Source organism: Microbacterium paraoxydans, from assembly GCF_020524545.1.
GTDB classification, from domain to species: domain Bacteria; phylum Actinomycetota; class Actinomycetes; order Actinomycetales; family Microbacteriaceae; genus Microbacterium; species Microbacterium paraoxydans_C.
Window position 1 is genome coordinate 1 of record NZ_JAIVLG010000008.1, and the last position, 23,861, is coordinate 23,861.

The 23,861-nt window shown below is 64.4% G+C and carries 15 protein-coding genes and 1 pseudogene; 10 read left to right on the forward strand and 6 right to left on the reverse strand.

Annotated elements, in window-relative coordinates; translation table 11 throughout:
• On the reverse strand, positions 1–743 hold a 743-nt coding region (locus LC041_RS15375; RefSeq protein ID WP_226533971.1), incomplete at its 3' end, for a chaplin family protein.
• A gap of 102 nt (positions 744–845) precedes the next feature.
• Entirely contained in the window at positions 846–1,862 is a 1,017-nt protein-coding gene (locus LC041_RS15380) for a hypothetical protein (RefSeq protein WP_226533972.1), read from the reverse strand.
• A gap of 530 nt (positions 1,863–2,392) precedes the next feature.
• On the opposite strand from LC041_RS15380, the gene dnaB reads away from it, so the two are divergent.
• From dnaB to LC041_RS15420, 8 genes and pseudogenes are all read left to right on the forward strand, one after another.
• The gene (dnaB, locus tag LC041_RS15385) at positions 2,393–3,766 is read left to right on the forward strand and encodes a replicative DNA helicase (RefSeq protein WP_374197680.1); all 1,374 of its coding nucleotides are present in this window, start codon (positions 2,393–2,395) and stop codon (positions 3,764–3,766) included.
• Between the two features lie 425 nt (positions 3,767–4,191).
• Complete coding sequence (locus LC041_RS15390) at positions 4,192–6,000, forward strand: N-6 DNA methylase (RefSeq protein ID WP_226533973.1); 1,809 nt, start codon at positions 4,192–4,194, stop codon at positions 5,998–6,000.
• Positions 5,997–6,632 carry a restriction endonuclease subunit S gene (locus LC041_RS15395; RefSeq protein WP_226533974.1) on the forward strand — a complete coding sequence of 212 codons (636 nt, stop codon included), beginning with the start codon at positions 5,997–5,999 and terminating at the stop codon, positions 6,630–6,632. The genes LC041_RS15390 and LC041_RS15395 overlap by 4 nt, the downstream gene beginning before the upstream one ends.
• Positions 6,629–9,565 carry a type I restriction endonuclease subunit R gene (locus tag LC041_RS15400; protein WP_226533975.1) on the forward strand — a complete coding sequence of 979 codons (2,937 nt, stop codon included), beginning with the start codon at positions 6,629–6,631 and terminating at the stop codon, positions 9,563–9,565. Before LC041_RS15395 ends, LC041_RS15400 begins: the two co-directional genes overlap by 4 nt.
• A gap of 2 nt (positions 9,566–9,567) precedes the next feature.
• Positions 9,568–9,918, forward strand: a complete 351-nt coding sequence (locus LC041_RS15405) for a M48 metallopeptidase family protein (protein ID WP_226533976.1) — start codon at positions 9,568–9,570, stop codon at positions 9,916–9,918.
• A 42-nt stretch (positions 9,919–9,960) separates the two neighbouring features.
• Positions 9,961–12,585, forward strand: a complete 2,625-nt coding sequence (locus tag LC041_RS15410; RefSeq protein WP_226533977.1) for an AAA family ATPase — start codon at positions 9,961–9,963, stop codon at positions 12,583–12,585.
• 121 nt (positions 12,586–12,706) lie between these two features.
• Positions 12,707–13,863: pseudogene (locus LC041_RS15415) on the forward strand (IS3 family transposase).
• 51 nt (positions 13,864–13,914) lie between these two features.
• The gene (locus tag LC041_RS15420; RefSeq protein ID WP_226533978.1) at positions 13,915–14,913 is read left to right on the forward strand and encodes a hypothetical protein; all 999 of its coding nucleotides are present in this window, start codon (positions 13,915–13,917) and stop codon (positions 14,911–14,913) included.
• A 42-nt stretch (positions 14,914–14,955) separates the two neighbouring features.
• Here LC041_RS15420 and LC041_RS15425 read toward each other — a convergent pair whose 3' ends face one another.
• Positions 14,956–15,357, reverse strand: a complete 402-nt coding sequence (locus tag LC041_RS15425; protein ID WP_226533979.1) for a DUF2333 family protein — start codon at positions 15,355–15,357, stop codon at positions 14,956–14,958.
• A gap of 132 nt (positions 15,358–15,489) precedes the next feature.
• On the reverse strand, positions 15,490–15,939 hold the full coding sequence (locus LC041_RS15430; protein WP_226533980.1) for a hypothetical protein: 450 nt from the start codon (positions 15,937–15,939) through the stop codon (positions 15,490–15,492).
• A gap of 139 nt (positions 15,940–16,078) precedes the next feature.
• Between LC041_RS15430 and LC041_RS15435 the strand changes: the two genes are divergently transcribed.
• Positions 16,079–16,309 carry a helix-turn-helix domain-containing protein gene (locus LC041_RS15435; RefSeq protein WP_226533981.1) on the forward strand — a complete coding sequence of 77 codons (231 nt, stop codon included), beginning with the start codon at positions 16,079–16,081 and terminating at the stop codon, positions 16,307–16,309.
• 303 nt (positions 16,310–16,612) lie between these two features.
• Positions 16,613–20,320 (forward strand): TniB family NTP-binding protein, encoded by a 3,708-nt coding sequence (locus LC041_RS15440; protein WP_226533982.1) that lies wholly within the window; start codon positions 16,613–16,615, stop codon positions 20,318–20,320.
• Between the two features lie 403 nt (positions 20,321–20,723).
• On the opposite strand, the gene LC041_RS15445 is transcribed toward LC041_RS15440, so the two are convergent.
• Positions 20,724–22,844: an LPXTG cell wall anchor domain-containing protein gene (locus LC041_RS15445; protein WP_226533983.1), complete on the reverse strand. Its 2,121-nt coding sequence runs from the start codon at positions 22,842–22,844 to the stop codon at positions 20,724–20,726.
• Positions 22,845–23,049: 205 nt separating this feature from the next.
• Entirely contained in the window at positions 23,050–23,784 is a 735-nt protein-coding gene (locus tag LC041_RS15450; protein WP_226533984.1) for a GntR family transcriptional regulator, read from the reverse strand.
• Positions 23,785–23,861 lie beyond the last annotated feature (77 nt).

Below are 23,861 nucleotides of genomic sequence, written 5' to 3' on the forward strand. Positions count from 1 at the left end.
GTGCTGGCGCTGTCGCCGAGCAGGGAGATCGCGTTGCCCGACACCGTGATCGGTGCCGTGACGGGTGCGTTCACCTGGGTGCCGCTGCCGATGCCGTCCTCCCCCGAGGTCGCTGCGCCGGTGGGAGCGGAGGAAGCCGGTGCTGCGGCCTCCTCCGAGCCCGTGGCGGTGCTGTCGCTGTCGCCGAGCAGCGACACGGCGTTGCCCGTGACGGTGATCGGTGCGTTGACCGCGAGGAGCGCCTGCGTGCCCGCGAGCACGCCGTCCACGCCGTTCGTGGTCAGGACGGGCGCGTCGGCCGGTGCCCCGGCCTGGGGAGCCGAGGTCTGCGGAGCCGAGGCCGGGGCGGCGGTCGAAGAGCTGTCGTCGACCAGGCTCACCGCGTTGTTCGACACGGTGACGGGCAGGTTCACCGACACCACGGCTTGGGTGCCGGATGCCGTGCCTTCCGACCCGGACGTGACCGGTGCCGGGGCCGGTGCCGGTGCGGGTGCGGGCGCCGGCGCGGGTGCGGGTGCGGGTGCGGGCGCCGGCGCGGGTGCGGAGACGACGGTATCGCCCAGCACCGAGATCGCGTTGCTGACGACCGTGATCGGCGCGGTGATCGCTGTCTCCGCCTGGGTGCCCGAGAGCAGCCCGTCCTCTCCGGTCGTCTCGGCCGCATTGGCGGCCGTCGCGCCGAGGAGCGTGATGCCCCCGGCGATGAGCGTGCCCCACAGGGCCCGCTTGATGTACGTACGCATGATCGTTCTCCTGACTGATGGGATCGTCTGATGGGTGCGCGCGATCGACGTGCGCGCGCAGCACGGCATCTGTCGTTCCGGGAGGAACGACGGGACGGTCCGTCAGTCAGGAGAGACGTCGGTGTCGGCGACCGGCGACGTCGGAAGAACGTCGTCGGATGCGCCGGATGTCCGCTCGCCAGCACGGAGCGGAGAAGAATCCACATCGCTGAGACGCGCGTGGGCAGCGGTTGATCCTCCGCCGGAACCGGCGGAGGAAGACGCGGGAGCGGGGCTTCCCGGGAGGCTTCCCGGGGGAGAGTTCCCAGGCGCACGGGTGGTGTCGACCGCGGATTCGACCGCGTCGGAATCGCCGGTCAGAGCGGCCGATGTGGCGGAAGTGAAGCCAACGCCGGAGGATGCTCGGGACGACGTCGAGAGCGGCGCCGGTCCCGGAGCCGCCTCATCGGTCGATACGACCGCGGCGGTGTCGAGCTCGGGCGCAGAGGGCTCCTCGATCACACCGGTGCCCGGTGCGGGAGCGGGTGTCGTCGGGTCGAGCGCGTCGAGCACGGGCGGAACGGTCGCGTCCGCGACACCGCCGACGAGGGCCGTCGTGTCGTCGACCACGTCGACCACGTCGTCGAGGGCGGCGACCACGCCGAGATCGGTGACGAGTCCTCCGACCACGGGGAGGTCTGCGACGGTGTCGAGGAGCGGATCGGTGATCCGGGATACCGGTGCGTCGGAGAGCACCGCGGTGACCGGGGCGACGACGTCGCGGGCTGTCTCCGTGACGGTGTGGACGACGGGCGCGGTGACGGGGCCGACGACCGGGGTCTCGGCGACCGTCTGCGTCACGGTCTCGACGACCGCCGGCGCGGCCTGCTGCACGGGCGCGACGACTTTCGCGACCACCGGTGCGACCACCTTCGTGACGACCGGTGCCACGGGAGCGGTCACGCTCGACACGGTGTCGCCGACGAGCGAGGTGAGCCCGTCGAGCGGGCCGTCTTCGCGGTCGTCCGCGTGCGCGGATCCGCCGCCGAGGAACACGGCGAGAGTCGCCCAGGCGAGCACTCCGATCGCACCCCAGAGGACGGCGGCAGGAACGCCGCGTCGGGTGGCCCGAACGTCCACGTCGACCTCCCCCTCCGAAGGCAACGTCACCTCGATGCAGATGCGTCGATTGCCGGTGACGATACTCGCGTCCGGAGCATCTGTCTAGGGGGTTTCCGCGGGTTTCCGCCGATGTCGGCCCGTGACGCGCCCGACGAAATCTCGGCTTGACTTTCCCCAAGTTCTACACATCCTCTGCACGACGGGGTCAACCTTCAAGGCCCGATTTAAACTGATTCCCATCCACAGGGTGGGGAAACGGAAAAAACCAGTTCAGTAGCATAAAAAAAGTTTGAACCGGAAGCACTCCACGGGGTTATCCACACCCGTTGTGCACAGACACTCCGACTTTGTCCGCACGCTTTCCACATGGTTATCCACAGGCCGTGTTGCATGGGGAAAGAGTCGCTCGTAGCGTGAGCGAGCGACCGAATGTCGGAGGCACCTGTTTCGCTGTGCAGGACGGCGTGACGGTCGAGGATCGGACGGCACAGCCGTCGAGGCGCCTCATCGGGGCATCGCATCGGAAACGTCGCATCGAAGGGAAGACTGTGTCGATCGCCGACATCTCAGAGGAGCGCATGGGCGCGAATCGCGGCCCGGAGCGCACGCCTCCTCACGACCTTCTCGCCGAGCAGAGTGCTCTGGGTGGAATGCTTCTGTCGAAGGACGCGGTCGCCGATGTGATCGAGACGCTGAAAGGCGCCGACTTCTACATCCCGAAGCACGAGTTGATCTTCGAGGCCATCCTCTCGCTGTACTCGCACGGCGAGCCCACGGACGTCGTCGCGGTCACCGACGAGCTCATCAAGACGGGCGAGCTCGGGCGTGCAGGTGGCGCCGACTACCTGCACACCCTTACGTCCATCGTTCCCACCGCAGCGAATGCGGGCTATTACGCCGGCATCGTCTCGGAGCGTGCGATCCTGCGTCGACTCGTGGATGCCGGCACCCGCATCGTGCAGCTGGGCTACGCGGGCGAGGGCGACGCGACGGACCTCGTCAACAACGCCCAGGCCGAGATCTACTCGATCACCGGATCCGAGACGGCGGAGGACTACGTTCCGCTGCAGATCGCCGTGGACGCCGCCCTCGAGGAGATCGAGGCCGCGAGCGGTCGCGATGGATCGATGACCGGCGTTCCGACCGGGTTCAAGGAACTCGACGAACTCACGAACGGTCTGCACGGCGGTCAGATGATCGTCGTCGCCGCTCGACCCGCCATGGGTAAGTCGACGCTCGCGCTCGATTTCGCGCGGGCGGCCTCCATCGGCCACGATCTCCCCTCCGTCTTCTTCTCCCTCGAGATGGGCAAGAGCGAGATCGCAATGCGTCTGCTCAGCGCCGAGGGGGCGATCCCGCTGCAGAACATGCGCAAGGGCAACCTCGACCCGCGCGACTGGACCACGGTGGCCGCGACCCGCGGCCGCATCAACGACGCCCCGCTGTACATCGACGACAGCCCCAACATGACGCTCGTCGAGATCCGTGCCAAGTGTCGTCGGCTCAAGCAGCGCGAGGGTCTGCGCATGGTCATCATCGACTACCTGCAGCTGATGACGTCGGGCAAGCGCGTCGAATCGCGTCAGCAGGAGGTCTCGGAGTTCTCGCGAAGCCTGAAGCTCATCGCCAAGGAGCTGCAGGTGCCGGTGATCGCCCTGTCGCAGCTGAACCGTGGCCCCGAGCAGCGCACCGACAAGAAGCCCGCGATCAGCGACCTGCGCGAGTCGGGCTCGATCGAGCAGGACGCTGACATGGTCATCCTGCTGCACCGCGACTCCGTCTACGACAAAGACGTGCGACCGGGCGAGGCCGACCTCATCGTCGCCAAGCACCGCAACGGCCCGACCGCCACCATCACGGTCGCGTTCCAGGGGCACTACTCGCGCTTCGCCGACATGGCTCCCGGCGGCGACTTCAACTGACGGGTGACTGACTAGATTGTCCAACCGCCAAGCAGATTGTCCGCGTCGAGCGTTTGGACAATCTAGTTGGCGGAGATGGGCCGACGAGCGAGGTTACAGAACCGCATGCGGCGCTCTTCGTACCAACTTCGACGGGCGACTGTCGCGAAGCCTGGGATGGATTCAGCCGCGGACGCGCTGTGGCGTCGACAAGACCAGCTGCGCGATAGCTCTGCAGCCGAGCAACTTCTCCGTGGCAAGGCGCCCGACGAGTTGTCTCGTTCGGCAGAGCGCCGGACGTCGGGGCGAGACAACGCGGGCTATCAGCCCGATCGACAAATCGAGGACGAGTTTCGCCAGGAGGAGCAAGGTGATGTAGCGCCCAGCGACACGCCGCACTGAGTTGCCTCTTGACAAAGCTCTGCGATATAGCAAAAATAGCAAACATGACAGAGCACGTACCGGCCGTTCTCCAGACCATCCGGGCGAACCTCGACCTGACCCAGACCGAGCTCGCCGAGCGTCTGGGCGTGTCCTTCGCCACCGTCAACCGCTGGGAGGGGGGCGGCAACAAGCCGCAGCGCGCGCCCTTGGCGCGCATCCTCGAGCTTGCCTCCGAGGCTGGGGTCGACACTGCCGAACTCGGCGATGTCATCCCAGCGATTCCTCGCCGCCGCCGTGGCGTTCGCTCCGACGTCGGCACGACCAAGTCCATGGAGCAGATGCTCTGGGACGCTGCCAGCTCGATTCGTGGCGAGAAGGACGCGGCCAAGTTCAAGGACTACCTCCTGCCGCTGCTCTTCCTGAAGCGCCTGTCGGACGTCTTCGACGACGAGATCGCGCGCCTGGCGGAGAAGTACGGCGACCCGGAGGTCGCTCTGGAGATTGCTGAGGCAGACACCGAGCTGCTCCGGTTCTATCTGCCGCCCGAGGCGCGCTGGGGCGGCATCTCCGGCCGCGAGCCCTACACCTGGCCGCTCGACGAGCGCGGCCGGCCGACCGAGCCTAAGGACATCGGGGAGCACCTCACCAAGGCCACACGTGCCGTCGTTCGCCACAACCCGAGCCTCAGCGGAGTCATCGATGTCGTCGACTTCGCCACCGAGCGCAACGGTGAGCGCGACATCAATCCCGCCAAGCTCCGGGGCGTGGTCGAGGCCTTCTCCGACCCTCGCTACAGGCTTGGTTTGGCTGATGTCCAGCCCGACTTCCTCGGCCGTGCCTACGAGTACCTGCTGCGGAAGTTCGCTGAGGGCTCCGGCCAGTCGGCCGGTGAGTTCTTCACGCCGACCGAGGTCGGCTTCCTCATGGCCAGGATTCTTCGCCCCCGACCGGGCGAGACCTCCCACGACTACGCCTGCGGTTCGGGCGGTCTGCTGATCAAGTTGCAGCTGGTGGCGCGCGAGCTCGACAAGACCAGCAAGGTGCCGCTCAAGATGTTCGGCCAGGAGCTTCAGGCTGAGAGCTACGCAGTGGCTCGGATGAACACGATCATCCACGACATGGACGTCGATCTACAGCGCGGCGACACCATGATCAACCCGAAGTTCCACGAACCTGCGGGTGGCCTCCAGCGCTACGACATCGTCGTCGCTAACCCGATGTGGAACCAGACCTTCTCGCCCGACATCTTCGAGGACGACCCGTACGACCGCTTCGCCAAGGCAGGCGGGGTGACGTCGGGCAAGGGCGACTGGGCTTGGCTCCAGCACACGCTCGCCGTCATGAACGACGGTGGCCGTGCGGCTGTCGTCCTTGACCCCGGTGCCATGTCGCGCGGCTCTGGCTCGAAGAACGACGACAAGGAGCGCAACATCCGGAAGTGGTTCGTCGACCATGACTACATTGAGGGCGTCATCCTGCTGCCGGAGAACCTGTTCTACAACACCCCGGCCGCCGGGATCATCGTGCTTCTGAACAAGCGCAAGCCAGCATCTCGCAAGGGGAAGGTGGCGCTGCTCAACGCCAGCCAGTGCTACACCAAGGGCAAGCCCAAGAATCATCTGTCGGACGAGGACATCAAGTACCTCGCGGACCTTTACATTGCAGGCGAACCCATCGCGGGCGAGCTGCGGATCCTGGACAACGAAGAGATCGCCAGAGCGGACTACCTCCTGTCGCCTGACCGCTGGGTCACGCAGCTTAACAAGGTGGACCGGCGGCCTATCGCGGAGATCCTCGCCGACCTGCGCGCACTGGACGCCGAGGCAGACAAGATCGACATCAAGATGGCGGAGCTGGTGAGCAACCTGTGATCAACGAGAACTGGACGTGGCGTCCGATCGGCGAGCTGTTCGACATCGGTGCGGGCAAGACCATGTCGGCCGCTGCTCGTAGCGGCAAGGACAAGATTCCGTTCCTGCGGACGTCCAACGTCTTCTGGGACCGCATCGACCTGACGAACCTTGACAAGATGTGGGTTCCCCCGCACGAGCTGCCCGAGCGGCTGCTACTGCCTGGTGACCTCATGGTCTGTGAAGGCGGTGAAATCGGTAGGGCGGCCATCTGGGACGGCCAGATTGAGAAGGTGACTTTCCAGAACCACCTCCACCGCCTGCGTCCCAAGAGAGATGACGTGGTGCCGCGCTTCTACGTCTTCTTCCTGGAGTCGGCTTTCCTCCAGCTCGGCATCTTCCAGGGGGCCGGCAACAAGACCACGATCCCGAACCTGTCTCGTAACCGGCTGGCGGCGCTCGAGGTGCCGCACCCGCCCAAGAATGAACAGCAGGAGATTGTCGAGATCCTCGGTACTGTCCGCCAGGCCATGGAGGCGCAGACCCGCCGGATGAACCTGCTCTCCGAGATCTACGACGGCTCGCTCTTCCGGATCATGACCGGCAATAGCGATATGGCAACTCCGCTCCTGGAGGAGGTGCCGACGACATGACCACTCTCAAGATCAGCGAGGCGCGTACCGCGCAGTTCCCCATGGTCGCCCACGCGGGCGGAGTCGGTTGGGAGATTGTCGAGCCCATCGACGCCGAAGTGCTCCGTCGCGGCCGTGACAACATGCTGTTCACCTCGGTCCTTGAGGACAAGCTGCGCGAGTTCAACCACTGGCTGACCGCCGACCAGGCCCGTTCCATCGTGGAGACTGTCGAGGCGCTGCCAACTACCATCGATGGCAACTGGGAAGTCCTGCGTTGGATGCGTGGTGAGCACACCTGGTACGACGAGAACGAGAAGCGTGCCCGCTCGGTCCAGCTCGTCGACTTCGACTATCCGGACAACAACAAGCTCCAGGTCACCTGGGAGTGGAAGATCGAGCCGGTCGCCCGTAAGGGCAACCGTGCCGACGTCATCTTCCTGGTCAACGGGCTGCCGGTGGCCATCGTCGAGCACAAGAACCCCAAGGACGGCGACGCCTTGACTCGGGGGATCACCCAGCTGCGCCGGTACGAGAAGGAGACGCCGGAGCTGCTCGCGCAGACCCAGCTCTACAACGTCACCCACATGCTCGGGTACTGGTACGGCGTCACCTGGAACGTCTCTCGTCGCTTCATCTTCAAGTGGAAGTTCACCGAGGACGAGACCTACCAGAACGCCGTTCAGGCTTTCTTCGAGCCGCACTCGTTCCTGCGGACCCTGAAGGACTGGATCATCTTCTACGTCGAGGACGGCGAGACCCGGAAGTCCGTCCTGCGCGAGCACCAGCGCAAGGCAGTCGACAAGATCGTGGCCCGCTGCGCCGACCCCGACAAGACGCGCGGCCTGATCTGGCACACCCAGGGCTCGGGCAAGACGTTCACGCTGCTGACCGCTGCCCGCCAGATCCTGGAGGATAAGGCGCGCTTCAGCAATGCCACGGTGCTGCTGGTCGTCGACCGCAACGAACTGGAGGGTCAGCTCAAGGAGTGGGTGGAGCGCCTGCTCGGCGAGATGCAGGCTGCCGACATCGCGGTGCGCCGGGCCGACAGCAAGGCTGACCTGCAGAACGTCTTCGACTCGGACTTCCGTGGCTTGGTCGTCTCGATGATCCACAAGTTCGAGGAGATCAAGACCAACTCCTCGCTGCGCGACAACATTTACGTCTTCATCGACGAGGCACACCGCTCGGTCGCCGCTGACCTCGGCACCTACCTGATGGCCGCCGTCCCGAACGCCACGATCATCGGATTCACGGGTACGCCGGTCGGCGACAGCCGCGCTGGCTCCGGCTCGTTCAAGATCTTTGGCCGTCAGGACCCGGACGGCTTCCTCGACAAGTATTCGATCATCGAGTCGATCGAGGATGAGACGACCCTGCCGATCCGCTACAAACTGGCGCCCAGCACCATGCGTCTGCCCGAGGAGGACCTGGAGTCGCAGTTCTACGCCCTCGCCGAAGAGGAGGACGTCACCGACGTCGACGAGCTCAACAAGGTGCTGGAGCGGGCGGTCGATCTCCGTGCCTTCCTCGGGGCTGAGGACCGGGTCGACCAGGTCGCCAAGTTCGTGGCTGACCACTTCAAGGAGAACGTCCTGCCGCTTGGCTACAAGGCGTTCGTGGTAGCGGTCGACCGGGAGACCTGCGCCAAGTACAAGCGGGCGATGGACCGGTACCTCCCGCCGGAGTGGTCGGAGGTCATCTACTCCAAGAACGTCAACGACGTTGTCGACCGCCCGATGGTGGCCGAGCTTCAGCCGTCGGAGGACAAGGAGAAGGCTGTCAGGAAGGCCTTCAAGAAGGCCGACCAGGAGCCCAAGATCCTGATCGTCACCGACAAGCTGCTGACCGGCTATGACGCTCCGGTCCTCTACGCGATGTACCTGGACAAGCCGATGCGCAACCACGTCCTGCTCCAGTCGCTGGCCCGGGTCAACCGGCCGTACATCGACGGCGAGAACGTCCGCAAGAAGGTCGGTCTGGTCGTCGACTTCGTCAGCATCTTCAAGAATTTGACCAAGGCTCTGAACTTCGACTCGGCCTCCCTCGAAGGGGCGCTCGAAGACCTCGACGTCCTCATGGTCGACCTGCAGATGAAAATCACGGCAGCGGCCGACGAATACCTCCAGGCGGACGGCTCCAAGACGCCGGATGCTCAGCTGGAGGCGGCTGTCTACGGGCGCTTCCTCGACCCCGAGGCCCGCAAGGTCTTCTACGAGGCCTACAAGAACATCGAGCGGCTCTGGGAGATCCTGTCGCCCGATCCTGGCCTTCGTGACCACATCCAGACCTACAAGGACCTGTCCAAGCTCTACGCCGCAGTGCGGGCCAACTACACCGAGTCGGGCGGGTTTCTTGGTGATCTTGAGCACAAGACAAGGAAGCTGATCGAGGACGCGGCTACCCAGGAAGGCCTCGGCCGTTTCTCAAAGGTTGTCACCTTCGACGTCGAAACCCTCGCGCAGCTCAAGGAGGAGGAGGGGCCGGAGGAGGGCAAGGTCTTCAACCTGCTCCGTGGCCTGAAGAAGGAGATCGAGGATGACCCGGCCGGCGCCGTGGTGCTCCAGGGCATCAAGGAACGCGCTGACCGAGTCCTGCAGGATCTCGAGGATCGCAAGGTCACGGGTCTGGCGGCGATGGTCGAGCTGGAGACGCTGGCGCAGGAGAAGGAGTCAGCCAGACAGAGGGCCAAGGAGTCTGGTCTGAGCGATCTCGGCTTCGCGATCTACTGGGTGCTGAGTCATGGAGGCGGCCCCTCGGTTGGGTCGGTCGACTTCTCCTTCGCCGCTCATGAGATCGAGGTGGAGTTGGGTAAGTACCCGAGCTGGCGCGACAGCGCCGAGGAGAAGCGGCGCCTCCGATCTGGGCTGTACCGGCCGCTACTCACGATGAGCAAGGACGATCGCGCCGCCGCCATTGAGCGCATCATGCAGGTGCTGGAGCAGGCGGGATGAGGATGGCTAAGTCGTCGCTCTACCCCGAGCAGCGGCTGCGCCGGCGTGCCATGGGCTGGGCCGTCAAGCTCAAGGTCATCCCGGAGAAGGTGCTCATCGAGCGCCTGCCGGGTAAGTGGGGCTCCTGTGGGCCTGACGGGATCGTGACCATCGCTGAGGACCTTGCGAAGGAGGCCGAGGACTTCCAGGACTACGTCATCGTCCATGAGTTGCTGCACCTGCGGTACCGGGACCACGGCAAGCAGTTCAAGGCCATGATGACCGCCCTCGTACCTAATTGGCCAGAGCTGGATAGACGAAGCAAGCACGCGACAGAGAACGCCACTCGGGCGCAGCGTGAGCTGGAGAGCTGACATGGCGCGAATGGGCTTCATAGACGGGATGTGGCAAGAGGCATGACAAGCAAGTGGGCCCGCTTCTGGGCAGTCGACCTACACGTGCACACGCCGGGGTCTGGAGATGCCAACGACGACGACTTTGGGTCGGCGGCCGACATCGTCAAGGCAGCGCTTGCTGCAGGTCTCGACGCCATCGCGGTGACGGATCACAACACTGCTGCTTGGTGCGGGCAGATGGCAGAAGCGGCCGAGGGCACGAACCTCGTCGTGCTGCCTGGCTTCGAGCTGAGCACGCAGCAGGGCCACCTCCTGGGTATCTGGGAGGAGGGGACTGCGCCGTCGACTCTCGAAGATATCCTGATCAAGCTCGGGATCCAGCGAGGTCAGCTCGGTAGTACGGATGTGGTTGCGTCCAAGGGGATGGCGGAATGCGCAGCGGAGATCGTCGCGTCAGGTGGCATCGCCATCGCCGCTCACATCGACAAGGAGAAGGGGATCCTCAAGCAGCCGGTTCAGACGCATGTCAACCAGCTTCTTGCGGACCTGAACATTGCGGCGTTCGAGTACGTCTTCGTTGAGACTCCTGAGAAGGTCGCTGCGAAGCTCGGTGATACGCGGCACCCGGCTCTCGTTCAGAGCTCGGACGCCTACGACGCCACTCTGAGTCGGCATTCGGCGACGGGGATCGGTGCGCGGCGTAGCTGGATCAAGGCATCTCGCCCTGACCTCTGCGGGCTTCGCTACGCGCTGGAGGATCCGGAGCTGCGGGTCAAGCTCGGTACCGACCCGTCGACGGTTGCACCCCATCAGGCCATCAACCGAGTCTCGGTGTCGGGTGGTTTCCTCGGTGGTACGTCGATCGAGTTCAGTCCAGACCTGAATTGCCTGCTCGGCGGGACCGGAGCCGGAAAGTCGCTCGCGCTGGAGGCCATCCGGTTCGCGCTGGATCAGCAGGTCGACCGGTCGGTCTTCGGCGCGATTCGCGGTGAGGTCGATCGTCGGCTTGAGTCGGCGTTGTGCGAAGGCACGACAGCCTCAGTCGAGATCACCACGCCCGCGGACAACTACCGCGTCACTCGTGTCTATCGCTCGTCTGGTTCAACCTCGGTCGTAGAGCAGTTCATCGAAGGTGAGTGGGTTCAGGTAGACCAGGATCCGGCGAGCCTGATGAGCATCGCGGCCTTCTCTCAGGGCGAGATCCTGGAGTACGCGCGTCAGCCAGTTGGTCGGGTTGGGTTGGTCGACGCCCATCTCGATCTGACCGAGGTTGAAGACCGGATCGCTGACCGCACGGTGAAGCTGAAGGCCAACGGGACCAACCTGATAGCGGCGCGGGATCGGGTGCTGGGACTGGCCGAGCAGGCTGCTGAGGTCGCGGCGCTCAAGGAGCGTGAGCGCGAACTCTCCGCACTGTTCGACGGTGAGCTGGTCAAGGCTCAGGGGCGGTGGACCACGGAGAACGCAGCGATAGCCACGCTGGCCACAACCGTGGACGGCATCGAGTTCGTCAGGCCCGCGGAGCCAGATCTGGCAGCCGCGAAGATGTCACCTGAGCACGACGCCCAGTACGCAAAGATCAGTGCGGCTCAGACGGATCTCAAGAAGGTCATCGACGAAGCGGAGAAGCAGGTCGCCGACAGCCTGACCAAGCTCAAGGAGGTCGTGGCCAGTGTCAAAGGAGAACTCGACACTGAGTTCTTGGACTTCAAGAGGAAGTTGGATGAGGCGCTGGCGAAGACCGGCATCGGCACGCTGCCGGTGCTGCGCCGTGAACTTGAGGCAGTGCAGACAAGGCTCGGCACTGCCGAAACGGCGGCGAATGAGCTCCAGAACGTAGCGCAGCCAGCTCTCGACAAGGCAATTAGCGATCGCGAGGCGCTGCTCGCCGAGCTGAAGCAGGCGCGCGATGACCGGCGCGCACTTCGTCGGGCTCGGGTGGACGAGCTGAACAAGAAGACCAAGACGTTCGTGAAGATCGACATCCCTCCCAAGGGCGACACGACCGACTTCCGCAAGGTGCTCGGCTCGCTAAAGGTCGGGTCGCACGTCAGGGATACCGTGCTTGACCTCATTGCTGAGAACGTCCACCCGTACAGCTTTGCTCGCGCACTCTGGAGCGGCGACGTGACTCAGCTCGGGAAGCTGCCTGACGGCGTTCAGGCTGCAGATATCTCGCGCCTCGTCACCACAGTTGCCGATCGCGAGCTGTGGCAGGAGCTCCTCGACGGCCAGTTGGTCGACACGCCGGACGTGCTCAACGTGAAGTTCCGCAAGCCGGAGGGGACCGACTACGCGAGCATCGAAGACCTCTCGCATGGGCAGAAGTGCACGGCGATTCTGGTGATCCTGCTTGCGGATGGTGAGAGCCCCGTGCTGGTCGACCAACCCGAGGATGCCCTGCACGCGCCATGGATCGAGGAGTACCTGGTCGACCGCCTCCGTGACCTTAGGGGGAGTCGCCAGTACATCTTCGCCACTCGAAGCCCGGGTCTTGTGGTGAGCGCCGACGCGGAGCAGCTCATAACTATGAAGGCGACCGCTGGCAAGGGCGAGGTTGAAGCGTCTGGCTCGCTGGAACGATTCGACTTGAACAAGCTGGCGCTGCACCACCTGGAAGGTGGTAGAACGCCATTCGCTCGGCGCACTCGAAAGCTCAACTCGTCGCTCGGACTTGCTTCCTAGCTCGAGGGCTCGACCCTCAGCAGGGGTCTGCTGCACGGATAGGTGACAGTTTGACCTGCCCCACGGAAAAGGTTCCAGTTTCGGTGGCTAATTGGTGGCCCGATCCGGAAAGCTCACCATCATGCCCCGTCCTTACCCGCCGGAGTTTCGTGCTCGCGCTGTCGCGCTCGTGCGTGCCGGCAAGCAGGCCAAACAGACCGCCGTCGAACTCGGCATCCACCCCGTCACGCTCTTGAACTGGATCCGCCAGGACGACATCGACAACGGTCGCCGGCCCGGCGTCCCGTCATCGGAATCGGCGGAGCTGCGTGCAGCGAGACGCCGCATTCGAGAGCTTGAGACCGAGCTGCTGATCGTCCGGCAAGCGGCGAAGTTCCTCGACGAGGAGCGTCCCCGCCCAAAAGACTCTTCCCGGTGATCGGCCGACTCGCCGACGCCGGGATCCCGATCGACCGCTGCTGCCGCGTTCTTGGTGTCGCCAGGCAGCACTACTACCGCGTCAAACGGAAGCCGCTGACCCAGTCCGAGCTGCGCAGGCAATGGCTCACCGGCCTGATCCGGGAAGTGCACGTCACCTCGCGAGGCACTTACGGATATCGCCGCGTCCACGCCGAGCTGACCATGGCGATGGGAGTCAGCGTCAGCGAGCGGACGGTTCACAAGCTGATGCGCCTGGCCGGGATTTACGGGCTCCCCGGCCCGATCCGCACCAAACGACTCCGCGGCGTCGTCACGGCCGATGACCTGGTGAACCGGAAGTTCGCCCGACCGCGCCCGAATGAGCTCTGGGTGACAGACATCACGCAGCATCGCACGCGCGAAGGCTGGGTATACTGCGCCGCAGTCCTCGACACCTACAGCCGCCGCATCGTCGGCTGGTCGATCGACTCGAAGCAGGACACGACACTCGTCATCAACGCGCTCGACATGGCCATCCGGAACCGTCGCCCTGGACCGGGTGGGATCGTTCACGCGGATCACGGAACGCAATTCACCTCGTGGTTCTTCGGGGAGAAGATCCGCTCTGCCGGGCTGCTGCCTTCGTTCGGGCCCGTCGGTGACGGGCTGGACAACGCGATGATGGAGAGCTTCTGGTCATCGATGCAGATCGAGCTCCTGAACCGGAAGAAGTGGAAAACCAGAGTCGAACTCGCGAACGCGATCTTCGAGTACATCGAGATCTTCCACAACCGTCAGCGCCGTCACTCCGCCCTCGGCTACCGCACGCCGATCGAATACGAGACGCTCGAAATCAACGACATCCCCGCCGCGAGTTAGCGACCGCGACTGGCACCAAATCCGTGGGGCAGGTCAAGATGTCACCTACTCGTGCAGCAGTCCCAGGCGCGAGGACGAGCGCCAGGCAACCTCTATGCGCACCGGCGGCTCGGGCTGCCGCGACTGATGTGGCCGTCGTGGGCCGCGCCTCTCGGCGTCGACGACCGGACCGAGGCATACACGCTCCAACTGGCGCTCGCGGATGCGCTCCGAATCGCCGGCACCGGCGCCCGTCCCGATTCAGACGCCATCGCTGGCATCGGGAAACGCCTTCGGCCATCGATGCTGGGAACTCCCGAGCAGACCGACTCCGTACTCCAGCAGCTCTGTGAACTCGCCATCGTCCTCCAGGCGGAGCCGCCGCCGATCGACTACACGCGGCGGATGAGTCTCCCGGCAACGCAACTCCTCATCGAGGATCACTGGAATGTGCTCACGGAGTCCGTCGGTGAGTCACCCGGGAAGCAACGGCGTCTGCTCAACGCCCGACGGTATGCGTTTTTGCGGATGAGCGCTTGCGCTCCGCGCGACCTGCCAGAGCCTCTTCGCTTTCGAGCACACGCTCCCGACGTGGCGGAGTACACGACGTTCGTGTTGACCATGAGCGCGGAACTCAAAGTCGCGATCGACGAGTACCTCGTCGGATGGCTCAGGCGACTCGAGGATGTGAGCTTCCTAGGCCTGGAAGACTACGGTCTCCCGCGAACTGCCAAGGGTCAGATCATCGTGGCCTACGAACCGCCACGGTTCCGGCATCTCGGGGCTCAACTCGGCCCGGAGCTCGATGACATCGATCTTCCGATGCTGCATGAACTCGTCGGAAACGGCGTGGTCGGACTGGGGCACTTCGCGGAGGCGGTGAATCGTGCACCGCGTCATGTTCGATGGGCGATTGCCGCGCACCCCGTGCCGTCCGGTCGACTCATCAGTTCAGTCGACTGGACAACCGAGCTGGCCGGCCTTCCCGACCGCCCGCAGACCTGGCTGCCGCACGAATACTTGCCCGACCCCGAGCCGGTGGTCTTTGACTTCAACGGCTGGGATCTGTAGTTGTCGAGTGGCGATCAACCCACGCGGTGGCTGCGAGACGAGCTATCCACTCGGATCGGGGTGAACCTCGATCGCGGTCAGGAGATTCTCGAGAGCGAACCGAAGCGCGTTGTAACCCCGGGCGTAGAAGAAGACATCCATCTCGTCCACGGGCGCGTCATCGCAGGCGGTGATGACAGCGCGCGCCTCGCGGATTGCGGCCGTCAACGTTGACCTTGTGTCTGGACGGTGGTCGGCCTCTTCGGAGAGGCTCGGCCCACCGGTGCTGGTGTGGATCCGGGCCTGGAGACGCTGCAACCGCTCAACCCGTTCCCGCGTTGCCATGATCCGGATCGCCTCGTGTAGCAAAGCATTGCGGTCGCCACCGGTGTAGATGCCTGCCAGGCGGTCAAACTCGAGCACATCACCGGACTCGAGGACGAACTCGACGGCTTCTCCGGTCATGCTCGTCTCCTCGTCGTGGCGTCAGGTGGCCTCGCGCCAGACCCATCCTCCGCCGGCTGCGGGTCGCGCCGCACCGTCTCGACATCGTCGATGTTTGGAACGACGGGGGTCTCGCGGGTCACTGCAGCCACTTCATGCCACACGCGGTTTCCCACCGTTCAACCGCACTCTTGCCGATCTCCGAATCGTCGCGGATGAAGTCCCCGTGACCCTCCCAGATGAAACCCGTGCGGTCGTCGTACTAGGCGAGTATGTGTTCTCACCGGTCGCGGGGTCGGTGATGCGAGTGCGATCCTCGCTGAGCACCGCGGGCTCGTGATCGAGGTCGTACTGACTGCAACTGCCGTTCACATACTGGATCGAGTCGCCCTCGACGATCCACGCGGAGCTGATCCCACTCGTCTCGGCGATCTTGATGTAGTTCCCATCGACGCTCGACGCGCTCGAGCAGCCGGAGAGCGAGGCAGCAACCGCGCCAACGACCAAGATCATCGCGCACATGGCGCGGATGGGCCGGAACGAGTGCGATTCACGGGTCGCGGTCACGGGCGTCAGGTCGAGCCATCCGAATTCTTGGCTCACTGTGCCAAGAATTGCTGCGCGTCGACGCGTTCCTTTCGTCAGCGTGGCGAACATCGAGCACACGCCGCTCCGGCAAGGCTCGCGCCAACGATACTCATAAGTACGCGACTGATGAGTATCAGGTTGTCACGCTCGAAAGGTGCAGAAGCGTGGCCCGCTGAACAGGACTCTCGGGGAGAACCTCCGACTGTTCCGTCACGAGCATGGCCGCTCGCAGGAGCAGTTCGCGCACGATCTCGGTTACAACAGGACGTATCTCAGCTCCGTTGAACGTGGCGAACGCAATCTCACGCTCGACACGGTGTCGAAGCTCGCGGACCAACTGGGCGTTGACCCTCTCGACCTGCTGCAGGACAACCGCCCGTCGTAGCGGCGGCTACCTGGGCACGGCATCGAGCGACTACGCCGACGCCTCACTCGACGCCGCTACATTCCGCGATTCAGCGGCGATCCGATGGTCGCGGATGGTCGTGTACGCCTTGAGAGGGGCGTCGCCGTGGAGCAGTGGACTCTGCGCCGACTTCGTCGGTGAGAAAGTGAACCTGAGACCGGCCAGCCCCATCTACAGGTCCATCCCGTGCTCGTGTGCTTGCTTCTCCGTGCCCCGCGCGGTCTAGGTCCGTGTGCGCATGGCAACACAGGCTTCGTCCGAGGGTCCGACCATACTGGCACTGTGCCTGCAGAGAACGAAGCTGATCGGATAGCGACCGACGTTGAATCTCAACCGTCGGAGCAGCCGGCGCCGACGGTTGTCCTCCGCTCTCTTGCTCCCGAGTATGAGGAACCACACCACGCGGGCTATCTGCGGCATCTTGAGGATGCGATGAAGGACCCCAGGAATCGCAACATCGCACTCACGGGTCGATACGGTTCCGGAAAGTCCAGCGTGCTCGATCAGTTCGAACGCGCACACAAGGCCGATACTCTCCGAATCAGCATCAATACTCTCGGACCCGACGAGGACGACGAGGACCTCACCAACCGGATTCAGAAAGAGCTTGTCAAACAGCTCGTCTATCGTGCCGAGCCGGGGAAGCTCCGCCGTTCGCGGTTCGTGCGAAGCAGACCGCTCACCCGCTGGCGTGCGTTCTTCGAAGCGGTCGGGATCACAGCTGGAGGGCTGCTACTGCTCTGGCTGATAGGTCTCCGTCCGGGTGACAGTTGGTTCGGGGGCACCAGCAACCCGTTCTTGACACTCCTCTTGGGCGGGATATTCGTCGCTCTCGTCGTTGCGGTCGTGTGGGTGGTGCGGCTGGTCATCGGGGACCGCGTCGTTTCCCAGGTCACGACAGCGGGGACGACGATCACTCTCGGCGACAAGCCGACCACGTACTTCGACGGCTATCTCGACGAGATCGTCGCCTTTTTCGACGCTGTTGAACCGAAGTACGTGATCTTTGAAGACCTCGATCGCTTCGACGATCCGCAGATCTTCGACTCTCTCCGTGAACTCAACACGTTGATCAACGCGTCTTCTCACTGGATCGGCAAGGATCATCCGCTTCGGTATATCTACGCGATCAAGGACAGCTTGTTTGAGAAGATCGGCACGGATCTCGACGAGAAGGATCCGGGATCGGACGACGAACCGTCGAAACCGACGACTGCAGACCGGGAACGCAAGATTGATTTGGCCGCCGCGGCCGTGGAACGTGCGAACAGGACGAAGTTCTTTGAACTGGTGGTTCCCGTCGTGCCATTCATCTCCCATCGCAACGCTCGAGACCTCCTTGCAGGAGCGCTCACGACGCTCGGCCTTCCGAAGGATCTCGTGACCCGGCCGCTCTTGGATCTCGTCGCGCGCCACACCACTGACATGAGGTTGCTGATCAACATCTGCAACGAGTTCGCGGTGTTCGCCGAGCAGCTCTACTGGACTGAGAATCGCGCACCAGGCATGACCCCCGACGACCTGTTCGCACTGGTCGCCTACAAGAACTTCCACCTCGCGGACTTCGAAGCAATCCCCCAGCGGGCGAGTGCTCTTGACGCGCTTGAGAACAGCCATCGAGAGCTCGTTCGGGCCACCATCGAGGAGCTACAGAAGAAGCGTCGCGAACTGATCCGGACGGAAGAGAAGCGACGCGTCCAAGACGAAACGGCGGCGACTCTCGGAGCACGCCTGTTACTCGTCAAGGACCTGGTGTCGGCTCGTACCTCATACGGCTATGCGGGAATCGACGTCCAAGGGCAAACCCGCGCGTTCGATGAGGTGACTTCCCCGACGTTCTGGCGGCACGTCTCAGAAGCAGGCACGCTGACGCTGACACCCGCCCGGCCGAACTACGAGAACAATGCCGTGATCATCGATGCCGCACAACTCACGTCCTTGTTCCCCGACAGCGTGGACAGCGACGTTTGGCGCGACTCGAGTCCCGCAGAACTCACCCGTCAGGTGCGGCGATACGACGAGGACATTGCATCCCTACGCGGTGCGGATTTCAAGGACCTCGCTCACTACGAGAACATCGCTTCAGGCAAGACACCGTTCAAGGACACGATCACGAGCACGCTCGATTCCGAGCTCGCACGGGACCTCGTGCGTCGCGGATTCCTGACCCGGAACTACGCGGAGTACTCAGCTCGGTTCTACGGGAGCTTCATCGGCGTGGACGTCGCCTTCTTCTACAACCACAGCGTCCAGCCGAACCAGATGTACGTCGACTACTCATTCAAGACCGAGAATGCGGTGGCGAACCTGCTCGAACAAGTACCGGCAGACTTCACAAGTTCCGCCAGTGCGCTCAACCTGGAAGTGGTCTCGTACCTCCTGGGCAACGACTTGGCGGCGGCCAAAGAAGTGGTTGAGTTTGTCGTCGCCGATTTCAGCAAGGACGCTCAGACCTTCCTCGACGCGTTCATCAACTCGCCGACGACGCCACGCGAGAAGCTTGTCGCGCTGCTCGCCGAGCATCCATGGAGAGACCTCTTTCAGTACATCGCCACTCACTCTGGCATGCCCGACGAAGACACCCGGATCCGCCTCCTCGACGCGGCGCTGCTAAGCAGCAAGACGGCCGATGCCTATGATGTCGACGGTGAAGCTCTCTCGCTACTCTCCAGTGAGTACGCGAATCTTGGTGGCGTTCGTGATCCCCAGTCTCCGGAGAGGACGGCGACGATCTACGGATTCCTCCAGTCCGCCAACATCCTCGTCGAGGATCTGGGTGTCCTCGGCGCACCGTTGCGAACGCGCGTCGTTGCTGGGGAGATGTATGAGATCTCGACGCCGAACCTGCAGCTTGCCCTGGAGATCACGACCACCCCCACACTTGACGAGGCGCGCAAGCACGAAGCGGTCTGGCATTACGTCAAGAAGAACATTGACGTGTACCTAGGCACGCTCTTCGCATCTCAGCCTGACGCAGAGACCGTGACTGTCGAGGGTGTCCTTCAAGCCGTCATCTCGGAACAGCACGGCACGTGGAGCGATGAGCAACTCACAAGAGTCATCGCGTCGAGCTCGCACACAGCAGCGCTTGCCGATATCACTGATGTCCCACTTGACGCCTGGCCCCTTCTTGTTGCGGAGCGTCGTGTTATGCCCGCTGTCGCCAATGTGAATGAGTACGCCTCGGCGCACGGCATCGATCACGACCTCGTTCAGTTTCTCGTCGACGACGGAGAGGCCATTCCGCTGCAGGGTGTTGATGAGGTTGACGAAGACGACCGGCGCGCTCTCGCCGTGCTTATCCTCAATGCCGGCGCACTTCTCCCGGCATCTGTTCGGGTAGGTCTTGCGATCCAGCTCGACCTACGTAACGGGGTTGACGCGGCTGCCCTGGCGCCAGCTGGCGACGATCTCTTGGCGAGGGCGCTAGAAGCCGGACTCGTTCCTGACGAGGCGTCGACGTTCGAGCACTTCTCCAGCGGCGGCTGGGCCTCCGTCGCAGCCGCATTCGCCGTATCGGAGAACGTCGAGACGTTCCTCACGCCAGCGCTCGTGTCGGGGTATGTCGCAGAGCTGGTTCGCAGCGCTGGCGTCCCGGAGGTCCTCCGCAACAGGGTTGCGGAGGAAGCCACTGCGTTCGTCCCGGATGACGAGGTCGAGCCGCTCCGGGCCGTGGGCGTCTACGCCGCGGAAAAGTGGATCAGGATTCCGCGCGAGCAGGTCAGCCGTATCGCGAGAGTCACCATGGACGCCAGCGCCGTGCTCCCGCATTTGGTTCGAGATCGAGATCTCAGCCCTGATCAATTGATCGAGACGATGGCATTCCTCGGGGCGCCATACAACGCGCTAACAAGCGGTCCGGGGGTGGAGTTCGACCTTCCGCCCGTTTCGTCAGCCAAGACCCTCCTGGAGCGTCTTGAGGGGGCCGGTCGCGTCGAGATATTCAGCCGCGGATGGGGAGCCGGGAAGGGTGTCCGTAACCGGATGTGATCCCGCGGACAATCTAGCTGGCGGAAACTTCGGACAAACTGCTGGCGGAATGCCCTCCAAGCCGCCGTGTCCGGACAAACTAGTGAAGTGCCCGACATCAACTGATGTAGGCGACTGGCTGGATTGTCATAGCGCTACCTAGATTGTCCCGATTGGCGGTTTGGCGATCTAGGTGGCGGAACCTCCGCGAAATGATGCCCGCCGGCCTGCTCGGGGCGAGGTCTGAGGTCGCAAGGGCAGGCGAACGGGTTCGTCACGCGCTCCGATGCTGAGCGTGTCCAGGGCGCCACGCATCTTCCGCTGTGAGATCCCGGTAGGGGCGTTGTGACAGTCGTCCTACAGCAGGCGAAGCGTGGCCATACCGGCGTTTCACCGGCACGGCCACGCTTCGTCTGCGCCGTGCCTAGTGCTGCCGCATCCGGCGGCGCGCGAGCAGCAGTCCTCCGAGCGCAAGTGCCATCAGGGCCATCCAGACGGCCGGCAGGGGGAGGTCGCTGCCAGTCTGCGCTAGACCATCGGCACCTGCTCCCTGCGCGGCGGTCACCGTGACCGCGAGGCGCAGCTGGGTCTCATCCGGAAGCATCACAACGAGTGTGTGCGCGCCGGCTGAGGTCGAGCCCGGGATGCGGACGATGGTGGAGAACTCGCCTGCTGCGGATGCTGTCGCGGTGCCGAGCGCCACGGGCGTGGAGTGCAGCTCGAGCAGCAGCTCGGCACCGGCAGCAAAGCCGCTGCCGGTGACGCGCAGGGTGCCGCCCGCGATGACTGACTTCGCGCTGATCGTCACAGTCGGTTCGCTCGCGACCGGCTCGTCGTCGGCGACGGTCACCGCGGCACTGATCGCCTCCGCCGAAAGGTATCCCTCGAGCGTTCCTCCGACGCGCACGGAGAGTGCTCGTCCGGCCAGCTCGGGCGGGATCGTGAATGTCGCGGCAGTGGCACCGTCGATCGGCTCACCGTCGGCGAGCCACTGGAAGGCGAACGCCGTTCCAGCAGTCCATTCGCCAGTCTCCGCGGTCACCGTCGCACCGATCTTCGGGGTGCCCGAGATCGACGGCGTGCCGACTGTGAGTTCGCCCGGCTCCTGTGCTGCCCGGCAAGCCTCGCCACACACGACGAACTCTGCCTGCAGGCCCTTGTGGTCGCTGGTCCACAGCGTCTGGGGGGTGAAGATCTCTTCGTCTGAGACGGGGAGGGCGCGAGCACCACGGACGATATCGCCCACGGGGCCGACGATCCGCGTGCTGGTCAGGCTCAGGCGCTCGTCTGGGGCGAAGAAGAGGTAGTCGATGCGATCGCGCTCGTCGGCCTCTGGTGCCCAGGCCAGCTGCGAGACGCTGACGTTCGGAGTGGCCGCCGGCCAGGTGAAGCCGGGGTGGGTGACGGGGTTCGGGTACACCGCTCGATACGCGTCGACCAGTCCGCCGTCACGCAGGATGCTCGTCGTCTGCCAGGGGGCGACGACTCCGTTGTGGTCGTACAAGTTCGCGGTGCTCTCGGTCCAGTCCAGGTCCGACGGCTCGTTCATGTCGGCGCCCATCAGCGTGAGTCGTCCGGCCGCGCGCTCCTGTGTCATGTCGTTGATTAGTGCCGTTGCTGCAGCCGGTCGGCTGGATGCTTCGTTGGCTGCGAGGATCTGTGGCACATCCGTGACCGGGGCGTTCAGCTTGCTCCACCCGCGCCACTCGCTCGGGAAGCCGGGGGCGAGTACATCGCCGGCATACCCGCGGGGCAGGTAGGTGGCGTAGTAGCGGTACTCGAGGTGCCCGCCATAGGCGGCGATCTGGGTATCGCCTACCTGCACGATGGCTTTCACCCAGCCGCCCTGCGTGCCCGGCACCGTAACGACGCCGGCATCGACGATCGGGTATCGCGAGATCACTCCGGCGCTACCGCCGGTGGAGTGGTGGTCGAAACCGAGTTCCTCGGCTACGGCCGCAGCCGCACGCTGTGCTTCCTCGACGAAGATCAGATCTGCACCGATCTCTTCGAGCATCTGCGCGTCGGTCGTCTTGCCCCAGACGTTGAGCTGCACGACCGAGAGGTCGATCGGCTTCGTCGGATCGACCTCCGGGCCCTCGTACCCGCCACCTGGTTCGCCGGCGATCGTGAACGACTTCGGCTCGCTGATGCGCGTGTAGCCGTCGTTGTAGAGGTACTCGACCCGGTAGCTCCCGGCGGGGAGCGGGTTGCCCGCGCGGTCGTTCGTGGGGAGCTGCACTGATCCGCTCGCTCCGGGGGCATAGGCCCAGGCCATGCCGCAGGCGTCGCAGGGCTCCGGCGTGGACGCCGCGTAGATCGCAACCCAGTTCTTGGCGCTGGGGCGGTCCGTGGCGAAGCTGACAGCGATCGAGTCGCCGACAGAGACCTCGGCGCTCGCGAGCGTGATCTCGGATGCCGTGTCTGCCGCAGCGGGGGAGGCAAGCATCAGGGGCGATGTGATGAGCGCTACGGCACCGATGAGCGCCGTGAGCAAGGGGATGCGCCGACGTCGGCGCATCCCGACAGCGGGGGACAAAGACATGTCTGCGGTGTTCCTTCCAGAGACGAAGACGGCGTCCCGTGCGGGGCCGACTTGAAGGCTCGAACGTCCTTCATCGACGCGACAGAACAGCCGGAAGATGACCGCGGGGTGAACGTGGCCGGTCTAGACAGCGGCGCCGTGCCGAACCAGACCGAATACCGGTGCCCACGACGTACACCTGTCCAGAGTCGCGTCTCTGGGGCTGTCAGCACGTCTGTCGTGTGAGTGAGACCCCCTGGAGCGATGCCTGCACCTGGAATGACATGGCATCGGGCAAGTAGCGGTCGTCGCCCGTCTCGATCGCGCGGCCGTCTGCGGCATAGCTGACGCGCTTCACCCGCAGCAGCGGGCTCGAACGTCGCACGTCGAGCAGGCGGGCGTCCTCACGGGGTGCGGCGATGGCGTCGATCGAGTGCTCGCCGTGCACCATTCGCACACCCCGTGTCTCCAACGCCCCGACGACCGACGGTTCCTCTGGCGGGAGATCCTCGACAAGCGGAGCGATCCAGGACGGATAGGCGGTGCGCTCCAGCATCATGACGCGTCCGTTCAGCATTCGCAGGCGTACGACCTCAAGCACCTCGCCGATGCCGTGACTGCTGCGGAACTGCCGCACCTCGGATGTCGTCGCTGTCCGGCGTTGCTGCGCGATCACACGCCCGCCCGGCTCCATGCCTCGGCTCCACGCCCACTGCGCGAAGGAGCGCATCTCGGACAGGCGCTGGCTTTGCGCGGTCGTTCGCACCAGCCAACCGGACCCACGGCGAGGGGCGACCGCTCCTTGGCGTGCCATGAGCACGAGCGCGTTGCGGACGGTGCCGCGCGACACCTCGAACGTGCGGGCGAGTTGCGCCTCCGGCGGCAGCATCCCGGTGGCATCGAAATCCCCGCCGGCAATCTGGATCGTGAGGTCGCGTGCGATCTCCGCGTAGCGATGCACGACGGCTCCTCTCAGTTGCACCCCCTCGGGCGAAGGCGGGGTCGGTCCGCCGCCAGCGTAGCCGCAGCGTCGTGTCG

Coding starts and splice junctions, on each gene's coding strand:
- LC041_RS15390 (WP_226533973.1), top strand. CDS start 4,192: ATGACAGAGCACGTACCGGCCGTTCTCCAGACCATCCGGGCGAACCTC.
- LC041_RS15400 (WP_226533975.1), top strand. CDS start 6,629: ATGACCACTCTCAAGATCAGCGAGGCGCGTACCGCGCAGTTCCCCATG.
- LC041_RS15405 (WP_226533976.1), top strand. CDS start 9,568: ATGGCTAAGTCGTCGCTCTACCCCGAGCAGCGGCTGCGCCGGCGTGCC.
- LC041_RS15410 (WP_226533977.1), top strand. CDS start 9,961: ATGACAAGCAAGTGGGCCCGCTTCTGGGCAGTCGACCTACACGTGCAC.
- LC041_RS15425 (WP_226533979.1), bottom strand. CDS start 15,357: ATGACCGGAGAAGCCGTCGAGTTCGTCCTCGAGTCCGGTGATGTGCTC.
- LC041_RS15445 (WP_226533983.1), bottom strand. CDS start 22,844: ATGTCTTTGTCCCCCGCTGTCGGGATGCGCCGACGTCGGCGCATCCCC.